Annotated in this window: 23 protein-coding genes; 13 read left to right on the top strand and 10 right to left on the bottom strand. The window is 72.7% G+C overall.

The window, feature by feature from the left end; all coding sequences use genetic code 11:
• Nucleotides 1–99: 99 nt before the first annotated feature.
• From OG392_RS17330 to OG392_RS17310, 5 genes are all read left to right on the top strand, one after another.
• Entirely contained in the window at nt 100–2,310 is a 2,211-nt protein-coding gene (locus OG392_RS17330; protein ID WP_329280348.1) for an FG-GAP repeat domain-containing protein, read from the top strand.
• 8 nt (nt 2,311–2,318) lie between these two features.
• Nucleotides 2,319–4,559, top strand: a complete 2,241-nt coding sequence (locus tag OG392_RS17325; protein WP_329280347.1) for a VCBS repeat-containing protein — start codon at nt 2,319–2,321, stop codon at nt 4,557–4,559.
• A gap of 97 nt (nt 4,560–4,656) precedes the next feature.
• Nucleotides 4,657–5,979, top strand: a complete 1,323-nt coding sequence (locus tag OG392_RS17320; protein WP_329280345.1) for a sensor histidine kinase — start codon at nt 4,657–4,659, stop codon at nt 5,977–5,979.
• Nucleotides 5,976–6,638, top strand: coding sequence for a response regulator transcription factor (locus tag OG392_RS17315; RefSeq protein WP_329280343.1), 663 nt, complete (start codon nt 5,976–5,978; stop codon nt 6,636–6,638). Before OG392_RS17320 ends, OG392_RS17315 begins: the two co-directional genes overlap by 4 nt.
• Nucleotides 6,639–6,721: 83 nt before the next feature.
• On the top strand, nt 6,722–7,918 hold the full coding sequence (locus OG392_RS17310) for a cytochrome P450 (protein ID WP_329280341.1): 1,197 nt from the start codon (nt 6,722–6,724) through the stop codon (nt 7,916–7,918).
• 122 nt (nt 7,919–8,040) lie between these two features.
• Here the strand turns inward: OG392_RS17310 and OG392_RS17305 are convergent, their stop codons facing one another.
• Nucleotides 8,041–9,654 (bottom strand): ABC transporter permease, encoded by a 1,614-nt coding sequence (locus OG392_RS17305; RefSeq protein WP_329280339.1) that lies wholly within the window; start codon nt 9,652–9,654, stop codon nt 8,041–8,043.
• Nucleotides 9,651–10,604 carry an ABC transporter ATP-binding protein gene (locus OG392_RS17300; protein ID WP_329280337.1) on the bottom strand — a complete coding sequence of 318 codons (954 nt, stop codon included), beginning with the start codon at nt 10,602–10,604 and terminating at the stop codon, nt 9,651–9,653. The genes OG392_RS17305 and OG392_RS17300 overlap by 4 nt, the downstream gene beginning before the upstream one ends.
• An 84-nt stretch (nt 10,605–10,688) precedes the next feature.
• Between OG392_RS17300 and OG392_RS17295 the strand changes: the two genes are divergently transcribed.
• A complete protein-coding gene (locus OG392_RS17295) occupies nt 10,689–11,195 on the top strand; it encodes a GbsR/MarR family transcriptional regulator (RefSeq protein ID WP_329280335.1) in 507 nt (168 codons plus the stop codon).
• A gap of 36 nt (nt 11,196–11,231) precedes the next feature.
• Here OG392_RS17295 and OG392_RS17290 read toward each other — a convergent pair whose 3' ends face one another.
• Complete coding sequence (locus OG392_RS17290; RefSeq protein ID WP_329280333.1) at nt 11,232–12,029, bottom strand: diacylglycerol kinase; 798 nt, start codon at nt 12,027–12,029, stop codon at nt 11,232–11,234.
• 142 nt (nt 12,030–12,171) lie between these two features.
• Between OG392_RS17290 and OG392_RS17285 the strand changes: the two genes are divergently transcribed.
• The gene (locus tag OG392_RS17285; RefSeq protein WP_055600217.1) at nt 12,172–13,455 is read left to right on the top strand and encodes an adenylosuccinate synthase; all 1,284 of its coding nucleotides are present in this window, start codon (nt 12,172–12,174) and stop codon (nt 13,453–13,455) included.
• Nucleotides 13,456–13,548: 93 nt separating this feature from the next.
• Here OG392_RS17285 and OG392_RS17280 read toward each other — a convergent pair whose 3' ends face one another.
• Nucleotides 13,549–14,379: an oxidoreductase gene (locus tag OG392_RS17280; RefSeq protein ID WP_329280330.1), complete on the bottom strand. Its 831-nt coding sequence runs from the start codon at nt 14,377–14,379 to the stop codon at nt 13,549–13,551.
• Nucleotides 14,380–14,480: 101 nt separating this feature from the next.
• On the opposite strand from OG392_RS17280, the gene OG392_RS17275 reads away from it, so the two are divergent.
• The gene (locus OG392_RS17275; RefSeq protein WP_329280329.1) at nt 14,481–15,389 is read left to right on the top strand and encodes a LysR family transcriptional regulator; all 909 of its coding nucleotides are present in this window, start codon (nt 14,481–14,483) and stop codon (nt 15,387–15,389) included.
• On the opposite strand, the gene OG392_RS17270 is transcribed toward OG392_RS17275, so the two are convergent.
• Complete coding sequence (locus OG392_RS17270; protein WP_329280327.1) at nt 15,386–17,278, bottom strand: serine/threonine-protein kinase; 1,893 nt, start codon at nt 17,276–17,278, stop codon at nt 15,386–15,388. The two genes, OG392_RS17275 and OG392_RS17270, sit on opposite strands and share 4 nt — an antisense overlap.
• Nucleotides 17,279–17,394: 116 nt before the next feature.
• A complete protein-coding gene (locus OG392_RS17265; RefSeq protein WP_329280325.1) occupies nt 17,395–18,531 on the bottom strand; it encodes a PstS family phosphate ABC transporter substrate-binding protein in 1,137 nt (378 codons plus the stop codon).
• Between OG392_RS17265 and OG392_RS17260 the strand changes: the two genes are divergently transcribed.
• The 4 genes from OG392_RS17260 (at nt 18,518) to OG392_RS17245 (ending at nt 22,007) form a co-directional block, all read left to right on the top strand.
• Nucleotides 18,518–18,853, top strand: coding sequence for a hypothetical protein (locus OG392_RS17260; RefSeq protein WP_329280323.1), 336 nt, complete (start codon nt 18,518–18,520; stop codon nt 18,851–18,853). The two genes, OG392_RS17265 and OG392_RS17260, sit on opposite strands and share 14 nt — an antisense overlap.
• Before the next feature lie 36 nt (nt 18,854–18,889).
• On the top strand, nt 18,890–19,831 hold the full coding sequence (locus tag OG392_RS17255) for an NADP-dependent oxidoreductase (protein WP_329280321.1): 942 nt from the start codon (nt 18,890–18,892) through the stop codon (nt 19,829–19,831).
• A gap of 148 nt (nt 19,832–19,979) precedes the next feature.
• On the top strand, nt 19,980–20,930 hold the full coding sequence (locus tag OG392_RS17250; RefSeq protein WP_329280320.1) for an FG-GAP repeat domain-containing protein: 951 nt from the start codon (nt 19,980–19,982) through the stop codon (nt 20,928–20,930).
• A 156-nt stretch (nt 20,931–21,086) separates the two neighbouring features.
• Nucleotides 21,087–22,007: a glycoside hydrolase family 19 protein gene (locus OG392_RS17245; protein ID WP_329280319.1), complete on the top strand. Its 921-nt coding sequence runs from the start codon at nt 21,087–21,089 to the stop codon at nt 22,005–22,007.
• Between the two features lie 4 nt (nt 22,008–22,011).
• On the opposite strand, the gene OG392_RS17240 is transcribed toward OG392_RS17245, so the two are convergent.
• Both OG392_RS17240 and OG392_RS17235 read right to left on the bottom strand, forming a co-directional pair.
• Entirely contained in the window at nt 22,012–22,197 is a 186-nt protein-coding gene (locus OG392_RS17240) for a DUF397 domain-containing protein (RefSeq protein ID WP_329280317.1), read from the bottom strand.
• Nucleotides 22,194–23,030, bottom strand: coding sequence for a helix-turn-helix domain-containing protein (locus OG392_RS17235; RefSeq protein ID WP_329280314.1), 837 nt, complete (start codon nt 23,028–23,030; stop codon nt 22,194–22,196). The genes OG392_RS17240 and OG392_RS17235 overlap by 4 nt, the downstream gene beginning before the upstream one ends.
• A 157-nt stretch (nt 23,031–23,187) precedes the next feature.
• On the opposite strand from OG392_RS17235, the gene OG392_RS17230 reads away from it, so the two are divergent.
• Nucleotides 23,188–23,604, top strand: a complete 417-nt coding sequence (locus OG392_RS17230) for a hypothetical protein (RefSeq protein ID WP_329280312.1) — start codon at nt 23,188–23,190, stop codon at nt 23,602–23,604.
• A 22-nt stretch (nt 23,605–23,626) separates the two neighbouring features.
• On the opposite strand, the gene OG392_RS17225 is transcribed toward OG392_RS17230, so the two are convergent.
• A complete protein-coding gene (locus tag OG392_RS17225) occupies nt 23,627–24,082 on the bottom strand; it encodes a MarR family winged helix-turn-helix transcriptional regulator (RefSeq protein ID WP_329280310.1) in 456 nt (151 codons plus the stop codon).
• Nucleotides 24,079–24,702 carry a DJ-1/PfpI family protein gene (locus OG392_RS17220; protein ID WP_329280308.1) on the bottom strand — a complete coding sequence of 208 codons (624 nt, stop codon included), beginning with the start codon at nt 24,700–24,702 and terminating at the stop codon, nt 24,079–24,081. Before OG392_RS17220 ends, OG392_RS17225 begins: the two co-directional genes overlap by 4 nt.
• Nucleotides 24,703–24,749 lie beyond the last annotated feature (47 nt).

Below are 24,749 nucleotides of genomic sequence, written 5' to 3'. Positions count from 1 at the left end.
TCCGGGACCTTCGGAATACCCGTACAACTATTCGACCGGGTCGGTGGTCTGATCGGGTGCGGCACTCCCGTGTCCGAGTCTCTTCGTGGGGGTTTCACCTTGCAGCACCGTTTCACCGGCACCCGTCTCGCCACAGCGGTCACCGTCGTCCTCGCCGTGACCGCGCTCGGGGCAGGCACCCTGGCCACCGCTCCCGCCGCCTTCGCGGCCGCGCCGGCCGCCGTCGCGGCCCCGGCCGACCAGACCCTTCCCGTCTACCCCGAGGGCACCGACCTCGGGGGTGTGGGAGCCTCCGGCTTCCTCACGTTCTCCTTCACGGAGGACCGCCGCCGCACGCTGGTCTGGACGCCGAACGACGGAGGCGCCCGGACCCCGCTCGCGGTGCCCGAGGGCGGCGGCTGGACCATGGGAGCCGACGACGTGGTCGTCATCGGCGACCACAACTGGTCCTCCCAGATGCGTGCGATCACCCTGCGGAACATGGCCGACCCCTCCGCCCCGGGCGTCGACATCGACCTCGGCGCCCTCAACGGCAACTACGTGGCCGCGCTGAGCCCGACGAGCGTGCTCGCGCAGCTGCCGAACGCCCTCGACCTGGCGGAGCTGCACGTCGTGACCAAGGACGGCGCCACGACGACCACCCGCAAGATCACGGGCCTGCCCGGCACCGCCTCCGACTTCTTCGCCTCGAAGCCCCACGACGGCTCCGTCCTCGTCGGGTACGGGACCGGCCCGGAGGGTGCCCGGACCGGCGGCCGGGCCCTGATCGACCTGGCGACCGGGGCGGTCACCAAGACGTTCGCCGCCCCCGAGTCCGGGTACGGCTTCGGCGGCCTGGAGTTCTCCGCCTCGCACGTGGCCTGGTACGGCTACGAGGCCGGCACCGGCGGGTACGTCGCGTCCGTCGACCGTGCGACCGGGGCGGAGAAGCGGACCGTCCTGGGCGCCCACGACAGCGAGTGGTACTTCACTCTCGTCGGCGACTGGCTGGTCTACGGCAACCCCACGACGCCCGTCCGGGCCGTCTCCCTGAGCACCGGCGAGACCCGCGAACTCCTGGACTCCGGCACCGAGGCGACGGCCGGGGCCGACGGCACCGGCGTGGTGCGCGGTGCGCGCGCCGCCGACGGCAAGGGCCTGTTCCGGGTCGAGATCGCGGAGGGCGCCCCCAAGGTCACCAAGGTGGCCGACGAGGCCCCGCTGGTCGACCTGAAGATCGAGCAGGTCCACGTCCCCGACACGGTGAACCTCGACCAGACCGGCGGCAAGGTCACCCTGGGTTGGACCCTCTCGCACCGCGAGGCCTACGTGGACGTCACGCTGACGCACATGGTCACGGAGCAGACGTACCGGACGCGGGTGTACGCCCCCGCCGAGGGCAACCTCTTCTCCTTCACCTGGGACGCCGTCCTGGACGGGGCGGACGCGCCGAACGGCTCGTACGCGGTGGAGGCCGAGGCGAAGCTGCTCGACGGCACCGGCGTGCCGGCCTACCAGGGCTGGCAGCTGAACGTCGTCCGGTCGGTCAACCCGCACGACTACACGGACAACGGCTCCACCGACGTCCTCGCCCGGGACGCCGCCGGCGCGCTGTGGCGCGACGACCTGCGGGACCGGCCGGTGGACGGCACGGTCGTGACCGCCGGACGCACCAAGGTCGGCACCGGCTGGGGCGCGTACAAGCAGATCGAGGCCGTCGGGGACCTCGCGGGCAGCAAGGTCGGCGACCTGGTCGCGCTCGACGGTGCCGGAGTGCTCTGGCACTACCTCGGCAAGGGCGACGGCACCTTCGAGACCCGCGTCAAGGTCGGCACCGGCTGGAACGCCTACGACAAGCTGACGGGCGGCTCGGACCTCGACGGCGACGGCCGCGCCGACCTGCTCGCCACGGACACCACCGGCGTCCTGTGGTTCTACAAGGGCACCGGCGACTCCGCAAAGCCCTTCGCGACCCGCGCCCGCGTCGGCGGCGGCTGGGGCGTGTACAACCACCTCACGGCGGTCGGCAACATCGCCGGCACGGGCGCGGGCGACCTCGTCGCACGCGACACCTCCGGCGTCCTCTGGCTCTACCAGGGCGACGGCAGCGGCAACTTCGCCCCGCGCGTGCAGATCGGCGGCGGCTGGGGTGCCTTCTCCCAGCTCGTCGGTGCCGGCGACGTCGACGCCGACGGCCGCCCCGACCTGATCGCGTACGGGACGGGCGGCACGTACGTCTACCGTTCCACGGGCTCCGCCACCGCCCCGTTCAGCCGTCGGACGACGGACCTGTACACGGGCGAGGGCGCCACGTTCAACCACGTCGCATGAGGAACGGCATGGTGAAGCGCCCCCTGCGGCAGCGCCGCCGGCTCGCCACCGCCCTCGCGGTCACCCTCGCGGTGACCGCGGCGGCGGCGGCCGCCGCCCCCGTCTCGGTCGCCGCCCCCGCGGCGGTGACCGTCCCGTCCGCCGCCGACGAGACGGCCCCCGTCGTCGTCGCCCCCACCGCCCGGCTGCTGGGCGCGGGGCCGTCCGGCCACCTCAGCCGCGTCGCCGTGGGCGACCAGCGGACCTACTCCTGGACGCGGTACGCGGACGGGGTCACGACCGTGCTGCCCCCGGCGCCGTACTACCGGGGCGGCGGACACAGCGACCTGGTCGTACGCGTGGAGGGCAGCGGCTACCAGAGCGACTTCCAGGTGTTCGACATGGCGGCGGGCGGCGCCCCCGTCGTCGTCGACACCGCGTTCCTGGGGCCGACCGCCGTCTTCCTCCAGGCGGTGGGCGACGCCCTCCTCCTGCGCACCGGCGAGGGCTCCGCCCAGCGCCTGCACCTGGTGTCCCGGCAGCAGGGCGAGGTGCTCCACCGCGAGATCACCGGTCTGCCCGCCGACGCGACGGCACTCAGCGCGCAGGCCACCGCCCCCGGTGTCCTCGCCGTCCGCTACTCCGGGACGGCCGACGGAAGGACCGGGCAGCGGCTCGCGGTCGTGGACCTCGCGGCGGCCAGGGTCGTGGACGACCGGGCGGTGTCGGCCACCGCGGTCGGGGCCGCCGCCTCCGCCACGCACGTGGCCTGGGTGGAGCGGCTTCCCGACCAGCGGTCGGTGCTGATGACGGCCCGCCGGGGCTCGGCGGACACGACCCGGTTCGTGCTGCCGGCCCAGAGCGGCACGATCTCGCCCGGCCTGCTGGACGGCTGGGTCACGTACACCGTGACCGGCGGCGCCACGGCCGAGGCGCCGAACCCGCTCCACCCGCTGACCGCCCTCTCCCTCCAGGACAACAGCACCACGGTCAAGCTCCTCGACAGCGCCGCGCTGGTCCTGAGCGGCGCGGACGGCGCCCTCGCGCAGGGCGGGACGCTCGCGAACGGCGAGGGCTTCTACCGGATCGCCCCCGGTGCCGACGGGCGTCCGGTCGCGACCATGGTGGCCACCGCCAAGGTCTCCACCGTGCTCACCGACTCGCACGTCGAGATGCCCGACATGGACTTCCGCAGGGGCGGTTCGCGGGGCGTCATGCGCTGGGAACTCAGCCGACCGCAGGCGCGGGTCGAGGTCGTGCTCGTCCACAAGAGGACCGGGAAGCGCTGGCGCTCCTTCATGGGGCCGACCGGCGCGATCGCCGACGGCCGCTTCGTCACCGATTGGAACGGGCAGTTCGGCGACTTCTTCCTCGCGCTGAACGGCGAGTACACCTGGACGCTCACGGCCCGGCCGGACAACGGCATCGGCCCCGCCCTGACGCGGACCGGCACCCTTCGGGTCGACAGCGGCACGGCGCCGCACGACTACGGGGACAAGGGAGCTCCGGACCTCCTCGCCCGGACCGGTGACGGCCGGCTGATCTCGTACGACGTGAACCAGCTCCGCTCCCGGTGGATCGCGGACTGGGTCCTGACCGACCGAGGCGCCGGCTGGAACGCGTACGACCGGATCGTCGCCACCGGCGACCTGGCCGGGTCCAAGCACCCCGACCTCGTCGCCCGGGACCGCGCCGGTGTCCTCTGGTTCTACCAGGGCACGGGCCCCTCCCTCGCCAAGCGCACGGCGGTGGGCACCGGCTGGCAGGCGTACGACCAGCTCACCGCCGGCTCCGACCTCACCGGCGACGGCCGGCCCGACCTCGTCGCCACCGACAGGACCGGCGTCCTGTGGCTCTACAGGGCCACCGGCGACACCGCCGAGCCGTTCGCCCCGCGCCGGCGGATCGGCGGGGGCTGGAGCGGCTACGACAAGCTCGTCGCCACCGGGAACATCGGAGGCGGCCCCGCCGGGGACCTCCTGGCCCGGGGCAGGGACGGAGCCCTCTGGCAGTACCTCGGCAAGGGCGACGGAACGTTCGCGCCCCGCACCAGGATCGGCGGCGGCTGGCAGCGGTACGCCGACATCGTGGCCGTCGGGGACGCGACGAAGGACGGCCGTCCCGACCTCCTGGTCAACGACGCCTTCTCCACGGGACGGGACTCCCTCGGGTTCTACACGGGCACGGGCGACGCGAAGGCCCCCTTCTCGTCGCGCACCCAGCTCTTCACCCAGGGGCCCTTGGGCGAACTGAACCCGACGCTCTTCTGAGCCGGGGGACGGACGGAAGGCAGCGGCCATAGTCCTCAAGGGGGACCCGGAAGGATCCGCAGCGAGCGGGACGACCGGGTTCCCCGCCGCCCGTACCGTGGTGCGGGTGACCCAGACACAGGCCCCCGAGACGAGCCGCAGCCCCGAGATCCGCCTGGCGCAGGTGGCCCTCGGCGGTCTGCGCCAGGAACTCTTCCACGACGCGTTCGCCTACCGGCCGCTGCAGCGCATGGACGTGAGCAGTGGCCCGACCCGCTTCCTGCCGGCACGGATACGCGCGTCCGCCGGGCTGCTGCCGCACGCGTTCATCGCGTTCTGCGCCATGGTCGTCTTCGCCCTCGGATACGACCGCATCTACGCGAGCTTCGGCCCGACGGCGTTCATGATCACCACTGCTCCGGCCGTGGTCGTGCTGCTCACCATGGTCCGGCCGGTGCTCGCCTTCTGGGCCTCGCTCGGCCTGGCGCCCTTCATCGGCTACCTCGGCGGCTCCGGGGGAGACTGGCCCTGGTCGGCGCCCGCCTTCGCCGCCCACCTGGTGGTCCTCGGCGTGGTCGCCGCCCGCACCCGGCCCCGTACGGCCGCCTGGATGTGGGTCGTCACCGGGGCCTACAGCATGTTCCTGGACCTGTTCCTCGGGTCCGGTGGCCCCTCCGAGTCCATCCCGCTGATGTTCGTCGCGGCCCTGGTCCTGCTCGCCGTCACCGTCGTCCAGACCCGCCGCCAGGCCGACCGCGAGGTCACCGCCCAGCAGACCGTCACCGCCCAGGAGCGCTCCAAGCGGACCCTCCTGGAGGAGCGCACCACGATCGCCCGCGAACTCCACGACGTCGTCGCCCATCACATGTCGGTGGTCGCCATCCAGGCCGAGGCCGCCCCGTACCGGGTCGAGAACCCGCCGCCGGAGCTGGAGCAGGCCTTCCTCACCATCCGCGAGAACGCGGTCGCCGCGCTCACCGAACTGCGCCGCATCCTCGGCGTCGTCCGCGCCGAGGACTACGAGGCCCCCGACGCCCCGCAGCCGACCCTCGCCGACCTCGACTCGCTCGTCCGCAACGTCCAGGAGGCCGGGCTCGTCGTCGAGAAGACGGTGACCGGCGCCGTGCGCGAGCTGCCGCAGGGCGTGGAACTCTCCGCGTACCGGATCGTCCAGGAGGCCCTGTCGAACGTGCTGCGGCACGCGCCGGGCGCCGCCGCGAAGGTCGAGGTCAGCTATGTCCTGGGCGGTCTCGGCCTGCGCATCGCCAACGGCCCGGCGCGGGGACTGGTGAAGCCCTCCCCGGGCGCCGGCCACGGCATCACCGGCATGCGGGAACGTGTGACGATGCTCGGTGGGGAGATGACGGCCGAGGTCACCGAGGACGGTGGCTACGAGGTGGCGGCCTTCGTCCCCGTGAGCCGTGAGGAGAGTGACCAGTGATCCGCGTGCTGATCGTCGACGACCAGATGATGGTCCGCGAGGGCTTCTCGGTGCTGCTCGGCGCGATGCCCGACATCGAGGTCGTCGGCGAGGCCGTCAACGGCCGGGAGGCCGTCGACCAGGTCGCCGCCCTCCGCCCCGACGTGGTCCTCATGGACATCCGGATGCCCGAGCTGAACGGCATCGACGCCACCCGGGAGATCGTCGCCGCCGACGCGGACGCGAAGGTGCTCGTCCTGACCACCTTCGACCTGGACGAGTACGTCTACCAGGCGCTGCGCGCCGGGGCCTCGGGCTTCCTGCTCAAGGACGCCTCGGCCCGGCAGCTCGCGGACGGGGTGCGGGTCGTCGCGGCGGGCGAGGCGCTGCTCGCGCCGACCGTCACCAGGCGGCTGATCAACGAGTTCGCGAAGGCGCCGGGGAGCTCTCCGCGCCCGCCGGCGATGGCGCAGATAGGGGAGCTGACGGAGCGCGAGACGGAGGTCCTGGTGCTCATCGCGCAGGGCCTGTCGAACTCCGAGATCGCCGAGCACCTCGTCGTCGCCGAGTCGACGATCAAGACGCATGTGAGCCGCATCCTGGTGAAGCTGGGGCTGCGGGACCGGACGCAGGCGGCGGTGTTCGCGTACGAGGCGGGTCTGGTGCGCGTCGGCGGCTAGGGGGTGTCGTCCCGGCCGGGCCGGGCTCGCGGCGTGATCGACAGGACCTGGAGCGGGCCGGGCCGCACGGGTAGCGTCCGGTCATGGACGCTGCCGAGGCTGTTTACGACCCCTTCTCCCCGGAGTTCGTCGCCGATCCGTACCCCGCCTACGCCGAGCTGCGCGCGGCGGGCCGTGCCCACTGGCACGGCCCGACCGGCCAGTGGCTGATCCCGCACCACGAGGACGTGTCCGCGCTCCTCAGGGACCGGCGCCTCGGCCGTACGTACACGCACCGCTTCACCCACGAGGAGTTCGGGCAGGAGGCGCCGCCCGCCGCGTACGAGCCCTTCCACACGCTCAACGACCACGGACTGCTCGATCTCGAGGCGGCCGACCACAGCCGCATCCGGCGCCTGGTGTCGAAGGCGTTCACCCCGAGGACGGTCGAGGACCTGGCGCCGACGGTACGCCGCCTCGCCGCCGGTCTGGTGGGGGATCTGGTGGCGGCGGGCGGCGGCGACCTCCAGGCGGCGGTCGCCGAGCCGCTGCCGGTCGCGGTGATCGCCGAGATGCTGGGCGTTCCCGAGGGGGCAGAGGAGCGGGGCCGGCTGCGGCCCTGGTCGGCGGCGATCTGCGGGATGTTCGAGCTGAACCCGTCGGCGGAGACGGCCCGGCGGGCGGTCGAGGCCTCCGTGGAGTTCTCCGACTATCTGCGGGAGTTGATCGCACGGCGGCGCAAGGAGCCGGGGGACGATCTGATCTCCTCGCTGATCGCGGTGGAGGGGCTGACCGAGCAGGAGATGATCTCGACCTGTGTCCTGCTCCTGAACGCGGGCCACGAGGCGACGGTGAACACCACGGTCAGCGGCTGGTGGACCCTGCTGAGGGAGGGCGTCCGTCCGGATCCCGAAAAGTTGTCCACAGCTGTGGAAGAACTTCTGCGCTACGACACCCCGCTCCAGATGTTCGAGCGCTGGGTCCTCGACGACATCGAGATCGGGGACCGGACGATCCCGCGCGGCTCCGAGGTCGCCCTGCTCTTCGGCTCCGCCAACCGCGACCCCGCCCGCTTCGGCCCGACCGCCGACACCCTCGACCTCACCCGCGCCGACAACCCCCACATCACCTTCGGCGCCGGCATCCACTACTGCCTCGGCGCCCCGCTCGCCCGCCTCGAACTGACGGCGGTCTTCCGTGAGTTGCTCCAGCAGGCCCCGAACCTTCGGCTGACGGCGGAGCCCGTCCGGAAGCCGGGATTCGTGATCAGGGGGTTCGAGGAGCTGCTGGTGGAGGTGTGAGCCGCGCCCGTCCCGCCCCCGTGCGCTCACCGGGTGTCGGCGAGGTCACCGAGGCGCTGGAGGTGCCGGCCCGCGCCCTCAGGCCGGCGGCGCCGCCCCGGTCCTGAGCCGTGCGGACGACGTCAGGCCACCACGTCCCGCCGCCGCAGTCCCGCCAGGCCCGTCGTCACCAGGGCCGCCGCCAGGGCGGTCAGGGCCAGGACCGGGGTCCAGGCCGTCTCCGGGCCCGGGAGCTTCGGCAGATGGCCGAAGGGGGAGAGGTTCAGCGCCGCCTGCGGCAGGTCGAGCGCCGGGCCGATCCAGCCGAGGGCCAGGCACAGGCCGGCCGCGCCCCACGCGGCGGTCGCGGCCTTCGGGACCACGCCCCACAGGAGGACCGCGAGCCCGGCCAGGGTCCACACCGCCGGGAGCTGGGCGAGCGAGGCGCCCAGGACCGGGCCGGCGTCGTGGCCGTACGAGAGGGCCAGGCCGATCCCGCTGAGGGCCAGGATCAGGGCCGAGCCGCCGAAGGCGATCAGCAGGTGGCCGGCCGCCCAGCGGGTCCGGCCGAGGGCGTTCGCGAGGAGCGGTTCGGCGCGGCCCGAGGTCTCCTCGCCGTGCGGCCGCAGCGCGGAGCCGACCGCGAACAGCGCCGCGACCATCCCGAAGAGGGACACCATGGTGGCGAGGAAGGCGTCGGTGAGGGCGCTCTGGCCGCCCATCCGCTCGAAGATCTGCCGGGCCTGTGCGTTGTCGCCGACGATGTCGGCGGCGCCCTCGACCATCCCGCCGAAGACGAGCCCGCCGAGTAGGAACCCCAGCGACCAGCCGAGGAGCGTGCCGCGCTGGAGCCGCCAGGCGAGCGCGCCCGCCGTCGCGAGTCCGCCCTCCGCCGGGCCCGGCCGGGTCGCGAGGAAGCTCGCGCCGATGTCGCGGCGGCCGGTCAGCGCGTACGCCGCCGCCGTCTGGAACAGGATCGCCGCGACGATCAGGAGCAGGACCCACCAGCGTTCGCCGGCGAAGGCGCGGACGTTCTCGGCCCAGCCGATCGGCGACAGCCAGGTCAGCACGGACGAACCTCCCCCGGCCGTGCCGGAGTCGCCGGCCGCCCGCAGGACGAACGCGAGGCCGACGGCGGCCCCCGTCAGGCCCTTCGCGAGCCGGGCGCTCTCCGTCAGCTGGGCGGCGAGCGCGGCCGTGGTCGCGAAGACCATGCCGGTGCCGCCGATCGCCAGGCCGAGGGCGAGCGCCCCGGCCGCGCCCTGTCCGGCGAGCCCCGCGGTGACGACGAGGGCGACGGCCGCGTTGACGGCGAGCGCGGCGAGGAGGGCGGCGGTGAGCGGGGCACGGCGGCCGACCGCGCCGGCGGAGAGCATCTCCTGGCGGCCCGTCTCCTCCTCTTCGCGGGTGTGCCGGACCACCACGATCAGGCTCGCGACGGCGGCGAGGACGGCGGCGAAGGTGCCGAACCGCCAGGCGACGAGCCCGCCGAGGGAGTCGTCGAAGACCGGTCCGTAGAGCGCGCGCATCGAGCTGTTGGCGGTCATGGCGGCGGCGGCCTCGGCGCGTGCGGCGGCCGTGCCGTAGACGCCTTCGAGCGAGCCGGCGCCACTGGCGACGAGGCCGCCGGTGACCAGCGCCCAGAGCGGGATCGTCAGCCGGTCGCGGCGCAGGGCGAGCCGGGTGAGGGTGCCGGTCCCGGCGAGGCCGCCGGTGCCCGCCGGGGAGCCGGCGGGGGCGGGGGCCACCGTGCTCATGACGCCGTCACCCCGCTCGCGACGTGCGCGTCGTCGGCCCCGCCCTCGCCCTCGCCCCCGCCCCCGCCTTCGTCCTCGTAGTGCCGGAGGAACAGCTCCTCCAGGGTGGGCGGGGTGCTGGTGAGGCTCCGTACGCCGGAGGCGGTCAGGGAGCGCAGGACGGCGTCGAGCTTGTCGGTGTCGACCTGGAGCCGCACCCGCGGCCCCTGGACGTCGAGGCCGTGGACGCCGGGGAGGCCGGCGAGGCCGTCGGGCGGGGCGGCGAGTTCGGCGGTGACGCTGGTACGGGTCAGGTGCCGCAGCTCCGCGAGGGAGCCGGACTCCACGGTCCGGCCCTTGCGGACGATGCTGACGCGGTCGCAGAGGGCCTCGACCTCGCTGAGGATGTGGCTGGAGAGGAGCACGGTCCGGCCGCGCTCGCGGGCCTCCTGGACGCAGCTCTGGAAGACCTCCTCCATCAGCGGGTCGAGGCCGCTGGTCGGTTCGTCGAGGACGTACAGGTCGACGTCGGAGGCGAAGGCCGCGACGAGGGCGACCTTCTGCCGGTTGCCCTTGGAGTAGGTGCGGCCCTTCTTGGTGGGGTCGAGCTCGAAGCGCTCGATCAGCTCGGCGCGCCTCGCCTTGTCGAGGCCGCCCCGGAGCCTCCCGTAGAGGTCGATGACCTCTCCGCCGGAGAGGTTGCGCCACAGGGTCACGTCGCCGGGGACGTACGCGATCCGGCGGTGCAGTTCGACGGCGTCCTTCCAGGGGTCCCGGCCGAGCAGCGAGACGCCGCCGGAGTCGGCGCGGAGGAGGCCGAGGAGGACCCGGATGGTGGTGGACTTCCCGGCGCCGTTGGGGCCGAGGAAGCCGTGGACCTCGCCGGTCTCGACGGCGAGGTCGAGGCCGTCGAGCGCGCGTGTCCGCCCGAAGGACTTGTGGAGTCCGGCGATGCTGAGGGCCTTGGTCATGTTTCAGAACGTACGCTGATTTCACAAAGTTGTGAAGTTAAGGAAGCGTATAAAGTCGAGGCGGCGGAGCGGACGAGGGAGACGATGACCGGCATGGCGACCACCGAGGCGGGCGAGGGCGGCAACGAGGAGGGTGTGTCCCGCTTCGTGGAGCGCTTCGCCGGTGAGCTGACGGAAGCCGGCATGCAGCGCATGGCCTCCCGCGTCTTCGCGGCGCTCCTCGCCTCCGAGGGCGCCTCGCTGACCTCGGCCGAGCTGGCCGAGCAGCTGCGGATCAGCCCGGCAGCGGTCTCCGGCGCGATCCGCTACCTCAGCCAGGTCGGCATGGTCAGCCGTGAGCGCGACCCCGGCACCCGGCGCGAGCGGTACGTCCTCCACAACGAGCTCTGGTACGAGACCTTCACCCGCCGCGACCAGATCCTCGTCCGCTGGGAGAAGGTCCTCCGCGAGGGGTCCGAACTGCTCGGCCCGGAGACGGCCGCGGGCGCGCGGACGGCCGAGACGGCCGAGTTCTTCGCGTTCCTCCAGCGGGAGATGCTGGGAGTCATGGACCGCTGGGCGGCCCACCGGGAGTCCCGCACGGGTTCCTGAGGGGCCCGGGACCCGGGCCCGGCCCCCCCGAAAAGCTCAGCCGCGGGGCAGCGTCAGCCCCCACGCCTCGCCCAGGACCGTCCAGGTGCGGCGGCGGACCGGCCCCGAGACGCGGCCGTCCGCGCGGTAGCGGAAGTCCGGGCCCGAGACGGTGAGGACACGGGCGGTCGTCCGCAGGGGCGGGGCTTCCGTGGGGTGGACGACCACCTCGGCCGTCCCGCCGACCGAGCGGACCGTGAGGCTCTCCAGCGGGGTGTCCACATCGGTGAGCAGCACCCCGTCCGCCTCCACGCGCAGCCGGTGGGCGCGGACCGCGAGGGCCGTCGGAGCCGGCCGGACCAGGGTGCGGACGAGGGACCGGCAGGTGCCCCAGACGGTCGGGGCCGCCGGACCGAGGACGGGCGAGGCCGGCACCCGCAGATCGCCGAGGACGACACCGTCGCTGTCGTCGACCAGCAGGTCGAGCCGCCGTACGGCCCCGTCGAGGACGGCGCGGGCGGCCGCCGGGGTGGAGCGCGGCACGCCGAGGGCGTGGGCGATTTCCAGGGCGTCCGGGGCGCCGATCGGGACGACGGACAGAACGCCCGCGGCGAGCTCCCGTTCCCGGTGGAGGAGGCCCACCGTACGCAGCAGCGCACGGTCGTCGCCGAGCACCACGGGGCGGCGTGAGCCGCGCCGGGCCAGGGCCCGGGTGAATTCCTCCGGGCTGTCCGGCAGGCAGATCTTCGCCTCCGCGCCCGCGGACAGCACATCCTTCGCGATCCGTACGGACTCGCCGTCACTTCGGCGGGCGACCGGGTCGACGATGACCAGCAGCTGGTCGTGATCCGACACCTCGGTCCTTCCTCGGGTAGCATCTTTGTGCAAGAGCCCCTTGCGCTATTGCGCCAGGGGCTTCGTCTATTCCGGGGCACACCGGTGAGGCGGCCTCGGCCCCTGACCTTGGACATGCCCCACCCGGAAGGGGTGTACGCCTGTGCCCGCACTTGTGCTGCTCGGTGCTCAGTGGGGTGACGAGGGCAAGGGAAAGGCCACCGATCTCCTCGGTGGATCCGTTGACTATGTAGTGCGCTACCAGGGCGGCAACAACGCCGGCCACACCGTCGTCGTCGGCGACCAGAAGTACGCGCTGCATCTTCTCCCTTCCGGAATCCTCTCACCGGGGTGTACCCCGGTGATCGGAAACGGTGTCGTCGTCGACCCGGCGGTCCTGCTCTCCGAGCTGAGTGGACTGAACGAGCGCGGCGTCGACACGTCGAAGCTCCTGATCAGCGGTAACGCCCACCTGATCACCCCGTACAACGTCACCCTCGACAAGGTGACGGAACGGTTCCTCGGCAAGCGCAAGATCGGCACCACGGGTCGCGGCATCGGTCCGACCTACGCCGACAAGATCAACCGCGTCGGCATCCGGGTCCAGGACCTGTACGACGAGTCGATCCTCACCCAGAAGGTCGAGGCGGCGCTGGAGGGCAAGAACCAGCTGCTCGCCAAGCTGTACAACCGCCGGGCGATCGACGCGGAGCAGATCGTCGAGGAGATGCTCCAGTACGCGGAGCAGATCAAGCCGTTCGTCGCGGACACCACGCTGATCCTGAACAACGCGCTCGACGAGGACAAGGTCGTCCTGTTCGAGGGCGGCCAGGGCACGCTGCTCGACGTCGACCACGGCACGTACCCCTTCGTCACCTCCTCGAACCCGACCGCGGGCGGCGCCTGCACCGGCGCCGGCGTGGGCCCGACGAAGATCAGCCGGGTCATCGGCATCCTCAAGGCGTACACGACCCGTGTCGGCGCCGGCCCGTTCCCGACGGAGCTGTTCGACGCGGACGGCGAGGCGCTGCGCCGCATCGGCGGCGAGCGCGGTGTCACCACCGGCCGTGACCGTCGCTGCGGCTGGTTCGACGCGGTCATCGCGCGCTACGCGACCCGGGTCAACGGCCTGACGGACTTCTTCCTCACCAAGCTCGACGTGCTGACGGGCTGGGAGCAGATCCCGGTCTGCGTCGCGTACGAGATCGACGGCAAGCGCGTCGAGGAGCTGCCGTACTCGCAGACCGACTTCCACCACGCGAAGCCGATCTACGAGATGCTGCCGGGCTGGTCCGAGGACATCACCAAGGCGAAGACCTTCGCGGACCTGCCGAAGAACGCGCAGGCGTACGTGAAGGCGCTGGAGGAGATGTCGGGCGCCCCGATCTCCGCGATCGGCGTCGGCCCCGGCCGCACCGAGACGATCGAGATCAACTCGTTCCTCTAGAGGGACGGGTCGGGGGCAGGCGTTCCGTTCGCGGAACGCCTGCCCCCGAGTCCTTCCCGACGGCCTCGGCCGGTCGCTTCGTTCCCCGGCGCCTCAGCCGGTCAGCTTCGTGTCCCGGCCGACCTTCTCCCAGGTCGTCAGGTCCGACCTGACCTGGTCCAGGTGGCCCAGGATCGTGTCGATCGAATCGTCGCCCAGGGCGAGCCGCATCGGCGTCTCGTCGGCGTTCAGGGCGGCGAGGACCGCCGCGGCCGCCTTCGCCGGGTCACCCTCCTGCGCGCCGCCGCCCGTCTCGACGAACGCGCGGGTCGCGCCCACCGTGTCCGTGTAGTCCGCGATGCCGTCGCCGCTCAGGCTGTGGTTGCCGAAGAGGCTCGTGCGGAAGGCGCCCGGTTCGACGATCAGGACGTCGATGCCCAGCGGCCGTACCTCCGCCGCGAGCGCCTCCGACATCCCCTCCAGCGCGAACTTCGTCGCGCTGTACGCCCCGAAGCCGGCCATCGACATCTGGCCGCCGACACTGCTGAGCTGCACGATCGCGCCCGAGCGGCGGGCCCGCATATGGGGCAGGACCGCGCGCGTCAGGGCCGCGGGCCCGAAGACGTGCACGTCGAAGAGGGAGCGGAGTTCGGCGTCGGAGGTCTCCTCGACCGAACCGACGTGCGTGCGTCCCGCGTTGTTGACGAGGACGTCGATGCGGCCGTGGCGCTCGGCGACCTCCGCGACGACCCGGTCGACAGCCACCGCGTCGGTGACGTCCAGCGCGACCGGGTCGACCTGGTCCGGGTGGGCCGCGACCAGGTCGTCCAGGGTCTCGGTACGGCGGGCCGCGGCGACCACGACGTCGCCGGCCGCGATCGCCGCCTCGGCGAAGGCACGTCCGAAACCGCTGTTGGCGCCCGTGATCAGCCAGACCTTGCTCATGTGGATCCCTCTTCCTCGTTCTCGTCCTCGCTCCGATGGCTCAACCAGCCTGTGCCACAAGGCCGTTGCCGGTCCAAGATCTGTTGTGATAGCCCATGGGCATGACCATGGACGTGCACGGCCGGGACTTGAGGTACTTCGTCGCCGTCGCCGAGGAACTGCACTTCACCCGCGCCGCCGAGCGGCTGTACGTCTCCCAGCCCGCCCTCAGCAAGCAGATCCGGGCCCTGGAACGTCAGCTCGGCGCGCCGCTCTTCGACCGCGACCGGCACGGCGTCCGTCTCACCTCCGTCGGTACGGCCCTGCTGCCGCACGCCCGCGCCGTGCTCGCCGCCTGGGCCGAGGCGGACGGGGCCGTACGGCGGGCCCGCGCGGCCGAGCGGACCACGCTCGTCGTCGGCATGTCCACCAGCCCCGGGCGCGGCGGGCTGCTTCCCTCGATCCGCTCCCGATTCACCGAGGCCCACCCGGAGGCGGTCCTCAAGCTGCGCCAGGTGGGGTGGGAGGACCCGACGGCCGGACTCGCCGACGGCGCCAGCGACGTGGCGTTCGTCTGGCTGCCGCTGCCCGCGGCGGAACGCTTCCGCTGGGTCGTCGTGGCCGCCGAACCCCGGTTCGTCGCCCTTCCGGAGACCCATCGGCTGGCCGCCCGCGAGCGCCTCCACTTCGCGGAGCTCCTCGACGAGCCGTTCCTCGCCCTGCCGGACACCGGGCCCGAACTGCGTGACCACTGGCTGGCGCTGGACGCCCGGGGCGGCCGCCCGCCGGTCGTCGGCGCGGAGATCGCCAGCGCCGACGAGACGTACGAGGCCCTCGTCGGCGGCCACGGCATCTGTCTGGTCGCCGCCGGAAACGCCCCGCTCCTCGCCCGCGACGGAGTCGTCACCCGTCCCGTCGACGGCATCGGCCCCAGCCACCTCGCCCTCGCCCACCGCGCGGACGACACCCGTCCCCTGGTCCGCGGGTACGCCGAGGCGGCGGCGGGACTGCCCGGGCGGTCCGTCTCCTAGGAGCGGTAGTACTCGTTCGGTTCGCCGTCGAGCATCGGGTAGACCAGGAGCCGGTCCTTGCCGTTCAGCTTGTCGACCACCAGATAGCGCGACAGGCCCTCCTGGCATTCGCGGTCCCAGGCGTTGGTGTCCCGGGTCGACGGGCCGACGATCAGCTGGCCGCCGACGCCCGCGAGGACGGCCGTGGTCCCGCAGGACCAGTCCTCGTCCATGAGCACGCCGTCGACCGTGCGCGGATAGCCGTCGAGGGTGTTCACCACGGGCGCGCCGACCGGGCCCTGGGTGATCGTCACCTGCGAGGTGTAGCGGTCGTCGTTCTCGCCGTAGATCTCCGGGGCGGGGATGCGCGACCAGGTGCCGAGGAAGCGCGCGGGGACGACCTCGGTGCCGGTGGGGGCCTTGCGGAAGGTGGCCTTCGCGGTGCCCGAGGTCCACTCCAGGACGTCGGGGGAGCGCAGCGTCAGCGTCTGGTGGGCGGCGGGGACGCAGCGCTGGGCGGGCACGCTGGTCGTCACGTCGGACTCGCCGAGGACGACCTTGTCCTCGTCGGCGGAGACGAGCCGGGAGCGTCCCATGCACAGGCGGTTCTCGGCGACCTGGACGTAGACCGCGCTCTTGGAGCCCGCAGCGCCCTGTGTGATCTCGAACCGGCCGGTCTCCCGCGGGTGGGTCGGGGAGCCCTGGACGACGCCCTCCCAGGCGCCGAGGAAGGCGGCCGGGACGATGCCGGCGGGGCGGGCCGCGACCTTGCCGGTGCCGCTCGGGGCCTGGTTCTTCCGGTCGTCCATGCCGGTGTCCGGGTCGGGCCAGAAGGTGTACGCGAGGGTGGCGGCGGCGGCCACCGCGAGGGCCGCGGCTCCGGCGGCCAGGGCGGTCCGGCGCGGGCGGCCGGCCTGCGGCCGGGGCGTCGTGGAGGCGGTGGACGGGAGGGGGGTGGGCGGGGTCGGGTCACCGTCGGCGCGGATGGCGCCACCGGCGCCCGTGCCCGTCGCGCTCTCCGTCTCGGCCTCCAGGAGCCGTGCCGCGTGCCGGCCGAGGCGGGCCAGGACATCGGCGGGGAGCCAGGGGTCGGGGATCGGCAGGGTCTCCGCGATCTCTGCGGCCGTCGGCCGCGCGGCCGCGTCCTTGGCGAGACAGGCCCGGATCACCCCGGTCAGCTCGGGTGCCAGATCCGTCAGGTCGGGCTCGTCGTGGGCGATCCGGAACATCGTCGCGTGCACGCCGCTGTCGGCCGTCCCGAAGGGGGAACGGCCGGTCGCCGCGTACGCCAGGACGGAGCCGAGGCAGAAGATGTCCGACGCCGGGGTGAGCCGGTCGCCCCGCACCTGTTCGGGCGACATGAAGCCGGGGGAGCCGACGACCGCGCCGGTGGTGGTCAGATCGCCGCCGTCGGCGACGGTGTCGACGGCCCGCGCGATGCCGAAGTCGATGATCCGCGGCCCGTCGACGGTGAGCAGGACGTTGGAGGGCTTGAGGTCGCGGTGCACGAGTCCGGCCGCGTGGATGTGCACGAGGGCGCGGGCGAGACCGGAGGCCAGCGCCTTCACGGTCGCGGGCGGCAGCGGGCCGAACTCGTCGCCGACCACGGCCCGCAGCGACGGCCCCGGTACGTAGCCGATCGCCACCCACGGGGAGTCGGCGGCGGTGTCCGAGCCGAGGACGGGTGCGGTGCCCGTGCCGCCGACGCGCTCCAGGGAGGCGACCTCGCGGGCGAACCGGCGCCGGAACTCCTCCTGGGCGGCCAGCTCCGCGTGCACGACCTTCACCGCGACGGTCCGCCCGCCGGCCGAACGCGCCAGGAACACCCGGCCCATGCCCCCGACCCCGAGGCGGCCGAGCAGACGGAACGGGCCGATGCTGACCGGGTCTTCCGCGTTCAATGGATCCACGTCGTCAGAGCATGCCAGACCGGGGGTCGGCCGTCCCTACCGATCGCCCGCCGGACGGGGCTGCGCCGGTGTCCGCCCCATGCCCGCCGGACCGGTGGTCGGCGCCGGGCGGGCGGTCAGCCCTCCCCGCAGATCCGCAGCCCCTTCGGCGTCGAGCAGGGCAGGTGCCCGTGGACGCGGATGATGTCCTGGCCGCTGCCCCAGCGCAGATAGGTGAGGAAGCTGGCGGCCGGCGAGTCGGCCTTCGGTTCCCGCCAGGTGTACGCGTACTCGATCTCCCGGTACGGGTAGCTCGACTCGCCCAGCTCGTCCAGGACCGGTCTGCGGCCGTCGATGGCCACCCGGTGCAGGCCTTTCAGACCGGTGCCCTTCCGCACCTCGCTGTAGCCGATCGCGCCGGACAGCCTGGCCACCGTGGACAGGACCTGGTCCGTGGAGTCGAGTTCGCAGCGGACGACCTCCGACTCGGGATCGTTGCTGGTCCGGCAGTCCAGGGAGGAGTTGGCGGGCTCGTTGCGTCCGAGGACCCGGCGCTGGAAGACCTCCCTGGTACCGGAGTTGGCGTCCCGGCTGACCAGCAGGACCGGCTGGTCCAGGCTCGGCACCAGCTCGCCCCAGTTCTTGATCTCGCCCCGGTAGATCCGGCGGATCTGGTCCAGGGTCAGGTTGTCCACGGGCACGTCGTCGTTGAGGACGAGGGTGTAGAGGGAGACGGCGACCATGCTCTCCCGCAGCTCGGGGAAGCCGTCCGGCTTGCGCCCGTCGGACAGGGCGACGACCGAGGGGGAGCCCTTGGCGGTCTTCGCGCCCTGCTCGGCCAGCCGCCGTGTCCCGGACGTCGACCCGTGGGTCTCCACGCGCACGGTCGCGCCCTCGCAGTCCTTCTCGTACTTCTTCGCGACGTCCCGTACGACGGGGGCGAAGGCCGTCGACCCGACGACGGTGAGATCGCCCGTGGCGCAGCCGATCGGAGGCGGGGTCCGCTCCCGGACGATGATCACGGCGAGGGCGATCATGCAGAGCGTGAGGGTGAGGGTGACGGTCCGCGCGACCCGGCTGAACAGGGGCGCCTTGTCGTCGGGGGTCGTGCTGTGGTTGACGTGGACGACGCCGTCGTCGAGGGTGCCCTCGACGGTGACGGGGCCGCCCGTCGGCCCGCCGGTGAGCAGGACGAGCAGTCCAGACGGCGGGGAGCGACGTACCCGCCGTCGCCGCACACACGTCCGTACCGTCGCACGGGTGGACTCGCTCACCGCTGAGAGCATCATCGCCGTGGTCACCGCGCTGGCCGGTGTCCTCGTCTCCGTCGCCGCCATCTGGGTCCAGTGGTGGGTTCCGCGCCGCCGCCGGATCGGCTACCGCGTCCAGCTCGACACCTCCATCGGCGCCGGGGCCGCCGCCAGCACCGTCGTGACCGGACCCGGCGCGACCGTGCGGCGCGGGTTCTTCGTTCGTCCTTCCGTCAACCAGGCCTCTCCGCGGGCCGGGTCCGGGGTGGGCCGGGCGGGCCGGAGCGGGCGGGCCGTGCGCGGGCGGCTCATCAGAGGTTGCCGGGGGTGGGGAGCGTGGGTGTAATGGCCACGAGGGGGCCTTCATTCTGAGGAGAACCCCATGCGTGTCGTCGAAGTGACCGCCTACGGCGGACCCGAGGTCCTCAGAATGGCCCGTCGGCCGGAGCCGGAGGCCGGGGCCGTCCCCGGCATGGTGCGGGTGCGGCTCAAGGCCGCCGGTGTGAACCAGGCGGACATCCGGATCCGGGCCGGCCTGTACGCCGACGCGGTCGGTGATCTCAAGCCCCCGTTCGTCCTGGGGACGGACTTCGCGGGAAAGCTGCTCGACCCGGCGCCCGGAATGGACCCCGGGACCCGTGTGGCCGGTCACATCCCCTGGTACGAGCTGCTGACCGGCGAGGGCACGTACGCCGAGGTCATCTGGGTCGATCCGGCGTGGCTGGCCGTGATCCCGGACGACGTGGAGTTCACCGTGGCCGCGTCCGTCCCGCTGGCCTCGGACACGGCCCAGCAGGGCCTCGACCGTCTCGCGCTGCCGGCCGGGTCGACGCTGCTCGTGACCGGTGCGAGCGCCGTGGTGGGCCGGTTCGCCGTCCAGTACGCCCATGCGGCCGGACTGCGGGTCGTGGCCGTCGCCCACGAGGGCGACGAGAGCGAGCTGAGGATTCTCGGCGCGGACCACGCCGTCCCGCGCGGCAGCCTGGAGGAGGTGCGTGCCCGGGTGGCCGAGGCGGCCCCGGAGCGGGTGGACGGGATCTTCGACGGGGCGCTCGTCGGCGGGGAGCTCCTCCCGCTGCTGAAGGATGACGGCGTCTTCGTCGCGATCGCTCCCGACCGGGTCCCGCTCGCCGAACGGAACATCCGCGTCGAGGCCGTCCGCGCCCGCCCGGACGCCGCCCGGCTCAAGGAGGCGCTGCGGAAGGTGGCGGACCGCGAGCTGATCACCCGGGTGGCCGACGTCATGCCGCTGGAGGAGGTCGCCGAGGCCCACCGCCGCGCGGAGGCGGGCCACCGGCCGGGGCGGATCGTGCTCATGATCTGAGGCGGCCACCGCCCGCCCCGCCACCCCCCCTGGATTCTCCGCGAGCCTTGTCGGTCCCCTGTGAGAGGCTTCTGGACTCCGGCGGCCCGACGACCGTGTGCCGCCGTCGAGTCCGTTGACGAGCAGAGTGGATCCCAGGGGGACCTTCATGATCATCCGACGTCGCCGCGCGCTGCGCGGCGCGCTCGCCGCCACCGCCGCCACCCTCGCGCTGACCGCCACCGCGGGCATCGCCGTCGCCTCCGGCGACCCGGCCGGCGCCGACCGGGCGCGTGCCACCGCCGTGGCCGGGGCCGAGCACCGGGCCGAGGGCGCCCGGCGCGCCGGTGCGCTCGCCGCCGAGGAAGCGCCGGTGGAGACGCCGAGCTTCGCCATGATGGGCGTGCACAAGCAGACGAACGAGGGGTACCTCTACTTCCCGGACCGCGAAGGCGCCTTCGGCCCCCGCGACCACATCGCGGCGTCCTTCGAGCACCTTGCCGACGTGATCGACGTCGACAACGACAAGGACGGCTGGGGCGACGGCACCTGGTTCCTCCACAAGGACGGAACCCTCACGTACCACTGGTTCTCGGACGACGGGCAGCAGCACTCCAAGCAGGTCGGTACGGGCTGGAACACCTACCGCACGGTCCTCTCGCCCGGCAGTGTCGGCGGCGCCCCGGAGGCCGACCTCCTCGGTGTCGACGCGGCCGGTGTCCTGTGGTCGTACCTCGCCTACCCGGACGGCACGCTCGCCCCGCGCACCCGCGTCGGCGGCGGCTGGGAGCAGTTCGACCAGATCGCGGGCCAGGGCGATCTGAGCGGTGACGGCAAGCCCGACGTCGTCGCCCGCGACAAGGCCGGCGTCCTGTGGCTCTACAAGGGCACCGGCGACTACAAGGCCCCCTTCGCGGGCCGTACGCAGATCGGCGGCGGCTGGAACGCCTACGACCGCCTGCTGTCGGTCGGTGATCTCGACGCCGACGGCAGGACGGACCTGATCGCGCGCAAGCCGAACGGCGACCTGCTGCGGTACTCGGGCACGGGCGGCGCCCCGGCCGTGTTCCAGGCGCCGGTCAAGATCGGCACCGGCTTCCAGATCTACAACCTGCTCTAACCGCAGGCGGTTTGAGCGGCAGGCTCATGGCCCCGGCCCCCGTCTCCGGGGGGCCGGGGCCATTGTCACAAGTTCTGGTCTAGACCTTGACAGGTCCAGACCAATCGCGCTTTTCTGTGGCTTCCCCGTCCCGGCCCCACCCGGAAGGAAGCCCGCATGCTGCGTAAGTTGGTCACCTCAGTGGCCGCGCTCTGTACGGTCGTCGGACTCGCTGTGCTGTTCCTCCCCGCCGCCTCCGCCGGCGCGGCCGCCGCCTGCGCGGCCGCATGGAACTCCTCCAGCGTCTACACCGGCGGGATGACCGCCTCGCACAACGGCCACAACTGGTCCGCCAAGTGGTGGACCCAGAACGAGACCCCCGGCACGACCGGCGAGTGGGGCGTCTGGGCCGACCAGGGCGTCTGCGGCGGCGGGCCCACGACCCCGCCCACGACCCCGCCGACCACCCCGCCGACCTCCGGATTCGTGGTCTCCGAGGCCCAGTTCAACCAGATGTTCCCGAGCCGGAACCCCTTCTACACGTACGCGGGCCTCACCGCGGCCCTCAAGTCGTACCCCGGCTTCGCCAACACCGGCAGCGACACGGTGAAGAAGCAGGAGGCCGCGGCCTTCCTCGCGAACGTCTCCCACGAGACCGGCGGCCTCGTCTACATCGTCGAGCAGAACACCGCCAACTACCCGCACTACTGCGACACCAGCCAGTCCTACGGCTGCCCCGCCGGCCAGGCCGCCTACTACGGCCGCGGCCCCATCCAGCTCTCCTGGAACTTCAACTACAAGGCCGCCGGTGACGCCCTCGGCATCGACCTGCTGAACAACCCCTGGCGCGTCGAGCAGGACCCGGCCGTCGCCATGATGACCGGCCTCTGGTACTGGAACACCCAGAGCGGCCCGGGCACGATGACCGCCCACAACGCCATGGTCAACGGCGCCGGCTTCGGCCAGACCATCTGGGCGATCAACGGCAGCCTGGAGTGCAACGGCCGCAACCCGGCCCAGGTGCAGAGCCGGGTCACCAAGTACCAGCAGTTCACCCAGATCCTGGGCGTCCCCGCGGGGTCGAACCTGTCCTGCTAGTCGGCTACTGCCACGCGACGAACACGCTCCAGGCGGCGGGCTCCACGGTGAACGTGGGCCCGTCGCTCTGCTTGGAGTCGCGGAGGTGGACGGCGGCGCCTTCCGGCCGGTGGGCGTGAGCCACTTCGACGCAGTTGCCGCCGCTGTCGTCACTGAAGCTGGACTTGTGCCAGTGCAAGTTCTCGCTCATCTTCCGTCTCCCGCCAACCTCTCGATGAGGCCCAGTGATTCGCGAGGGCCGAGGGCCTGTGCCCGGATCTTCGCATAGCGCTGGAGGTATGTGCTCACCCTCGACTGGTCCCCGATCATCATGCTCTCGTCCTGGACGTCGAGGTAGGCCAGCCGCTCATGCTCGGGTGTTTCCACCAGGTTCAACTCGCCCCGCGCACCGGCGTACTCCCCCATGAGCGCGGCGTCCAGGGGGAGCACCAGCAAGTGGACGTTCCTGCGGCGTGCGCACTCGGCCAGGTGCGTCAGCTGCTCGCGCATGATCTCCATGCTGCCGAACGGACGCCTCAGGACCGACTCGTCCAGGACCAGCTCGATCTGGCACGGAGGTCGTCTGTCGAAGAGGGCCTTGCGTGCCACTCGCATCTCCACCAGCTCCGCGACCCGGTCCTCCGTCGGCTCCGGGTAGCCCCCCGCGATGAGCGCCCGCGCGTACTCCTCCGTCTGGAAGAGGCCGTGCACCACGTGGTTCGCGTACAGGCTGAGGACCAGCGCCTTCTGCTCGATCGGCGCGTAGTCCCGGAACTTCTGAGGAAGCTTCTCCAGTCGTACGAGTTCGCGCAGGGCCTCGAAGATGCCCGTCTCCTCGCCCAGCGTCTGTTCGAGCTTCACCAGCATCTCGTCGCTCACCGGTTGCGCGAGCGTCTCCAGAGCGCTCACCGCCGCGCCGGTGTAGCCCATCTGCGCCCCCAGCTGCTCCTGGGTGAGCCCCTTTCGCTGTCGCATTTTCTTCGCCATGCCCGCGACGGTCCGCGCCGCAGGCCCCGCCGCTTCCTTGTTCTCCGCTCGCGCCATTCCCGTTCCCCATTCGGACTCAACCGATCTCAACCGGTCTCAACTGCTCCCCGCCGAATTCGACTGCCCGCAAGGCTCGTTGGCGCAGGTCAAGGGGTTACCGACGCGCCCGTCGCAGTCGTGGAAAACGCTAGCGCCGGCGCGGGAGCATGTCCTCGTGAACGAAGAGAATCGGGACGTAAACGCGGATTGGATTCCAGTTTCCGGATTCCAACTCCGTAAGGCGGGGGTGCAATTCGACGCCGTCCGGGTGGACGGTGACGAGGGGCGGCGGCTCGCCGACCGGATGGAGGAACTGACCGGGGGCGACCCGGGGCCGGTCGTGCTGGAGGCGAACGGGCGGCGCGGGGTCTACTTCCTCCTGCCGCCGGGGTCGACCGCGCGCAAGTCGTGGCCGCGCGGGGTGACCCGGTTCAACGCCGGTCCCGGCCAGGTGAGCTACGTACCGGTGCCGGCGTTGACGGGCAGGACGTGGCCGTTGTCGTGGCGCTTCCCGCCGTCGTCGCCGGACCGCTTCGTCCATCCGCTGCTGCTGAGGAGCGCCGTGGCCGAGCAGTTCAACGGGGTGTCCTGACCGCCCGGCCCCGGCGGACCGCCTACGGCTGATCCGTCTCGACGGCATCGAGCGCGGCCGACAGCCGGTCCAGGACCCGTACCGTCTCGTCGAAGGCCTCCTGGCCGCCCAGCTCCCGCAGGAGCGCGGCGGCCAGTTCCGCGTGGCCCGGTTCGATGCGGGCGATGGCCGCCCGGCCCGCCCCGGTCGGGGTGAGGAGCTTGGCGCGGCGGTGGGCCGGGTTCGGCTCGTACGCCGCGAGTCCCTCCCGTACGAGCAGGTCGGCGATCCGCTGGACGCTCTGCCGGGTGATGCCCATGGCCCGGGCGATCCCGGCGACCGGGAGGGGTTCCGGCAGGACGGCTCCCAGGACCTGCCACCAGGCGGCGGTCAGGCCGGCCGGCTCGGCCAGCTTCTCCGAGACGGCGAGGAACTGACCGTTGAGGCGGAAGACGCCCAGGGCCGTACGCGAGAGGGCGTCCTGCTGCTCGCGGCTCATGAGTTCAGCTCGACGAAGGCCGCCGGGTCGGAGTCGTGGAAGAGGCGGAACCAGGCGTCCCGCTTGCCCTCGTACGCGCCGAGGGCCGCGAAGACCTCACGCGCGAAGGCGACCGGCTCCGTCGGGCCCGCCGTGATCAGGTCACCGGTCCCGGCCTCGCCGCCGGACGTGACCGCGTCCGCGTCGACGTAGTGCTCGCCGCCCTTGTAGCCGGTGGCGGCGAGATAGAAGGAGACCGCGCCGGTGTGGGGGCGGTCGTCGAGCAGGCCCTCCTTGGCGAGTCCGGCCGTGGCGCCGCAGATCGCGGCGACCGGCACACCGGCGTCGAGGAAGGCGCGGGCCTTGGCGGCGAACGGCGCCAGTTCGTCGCCCTCGTCGTACTTCTCGGCGCCCGGAAGGATCAGCAGCTCGCTCTCCTCGGGCCGGAGGTCGGTGAGCGCGAGGTCGGGGACGATCCGGATGCCGGCGAGGGTCGTGACGGGCTCCCCGGCGACCGGGCCGACCGTCCTGATCGTGTAGCCGGCGCGGGCGAGCCAGGCGGTGGCGTGGCCCGTCTCCCAGTCGGCGAGCGTGTCGTAGACGGCGAGGTGGACGGTCTTCGTACCGGTGTTCGTTCCCATGGCTGACCCCTTGGTCGGTGTGGTCGATCCCTCGGTTCCGCTGATGA

Origin of the sequence: Streptomyces sp. NBC_00691, assembly GCF_036226665.1 — a bacterium.
Lineage (GTDB): Bacteria > Actinomycetota > Actinomycetes > Streptomycetales > Streptomycetaceae > Streptomyces.
Note: the sequence above shows the minus strand (reverse complement) of the source record. Positions and strands in the feature narration are given on the sequence as shown.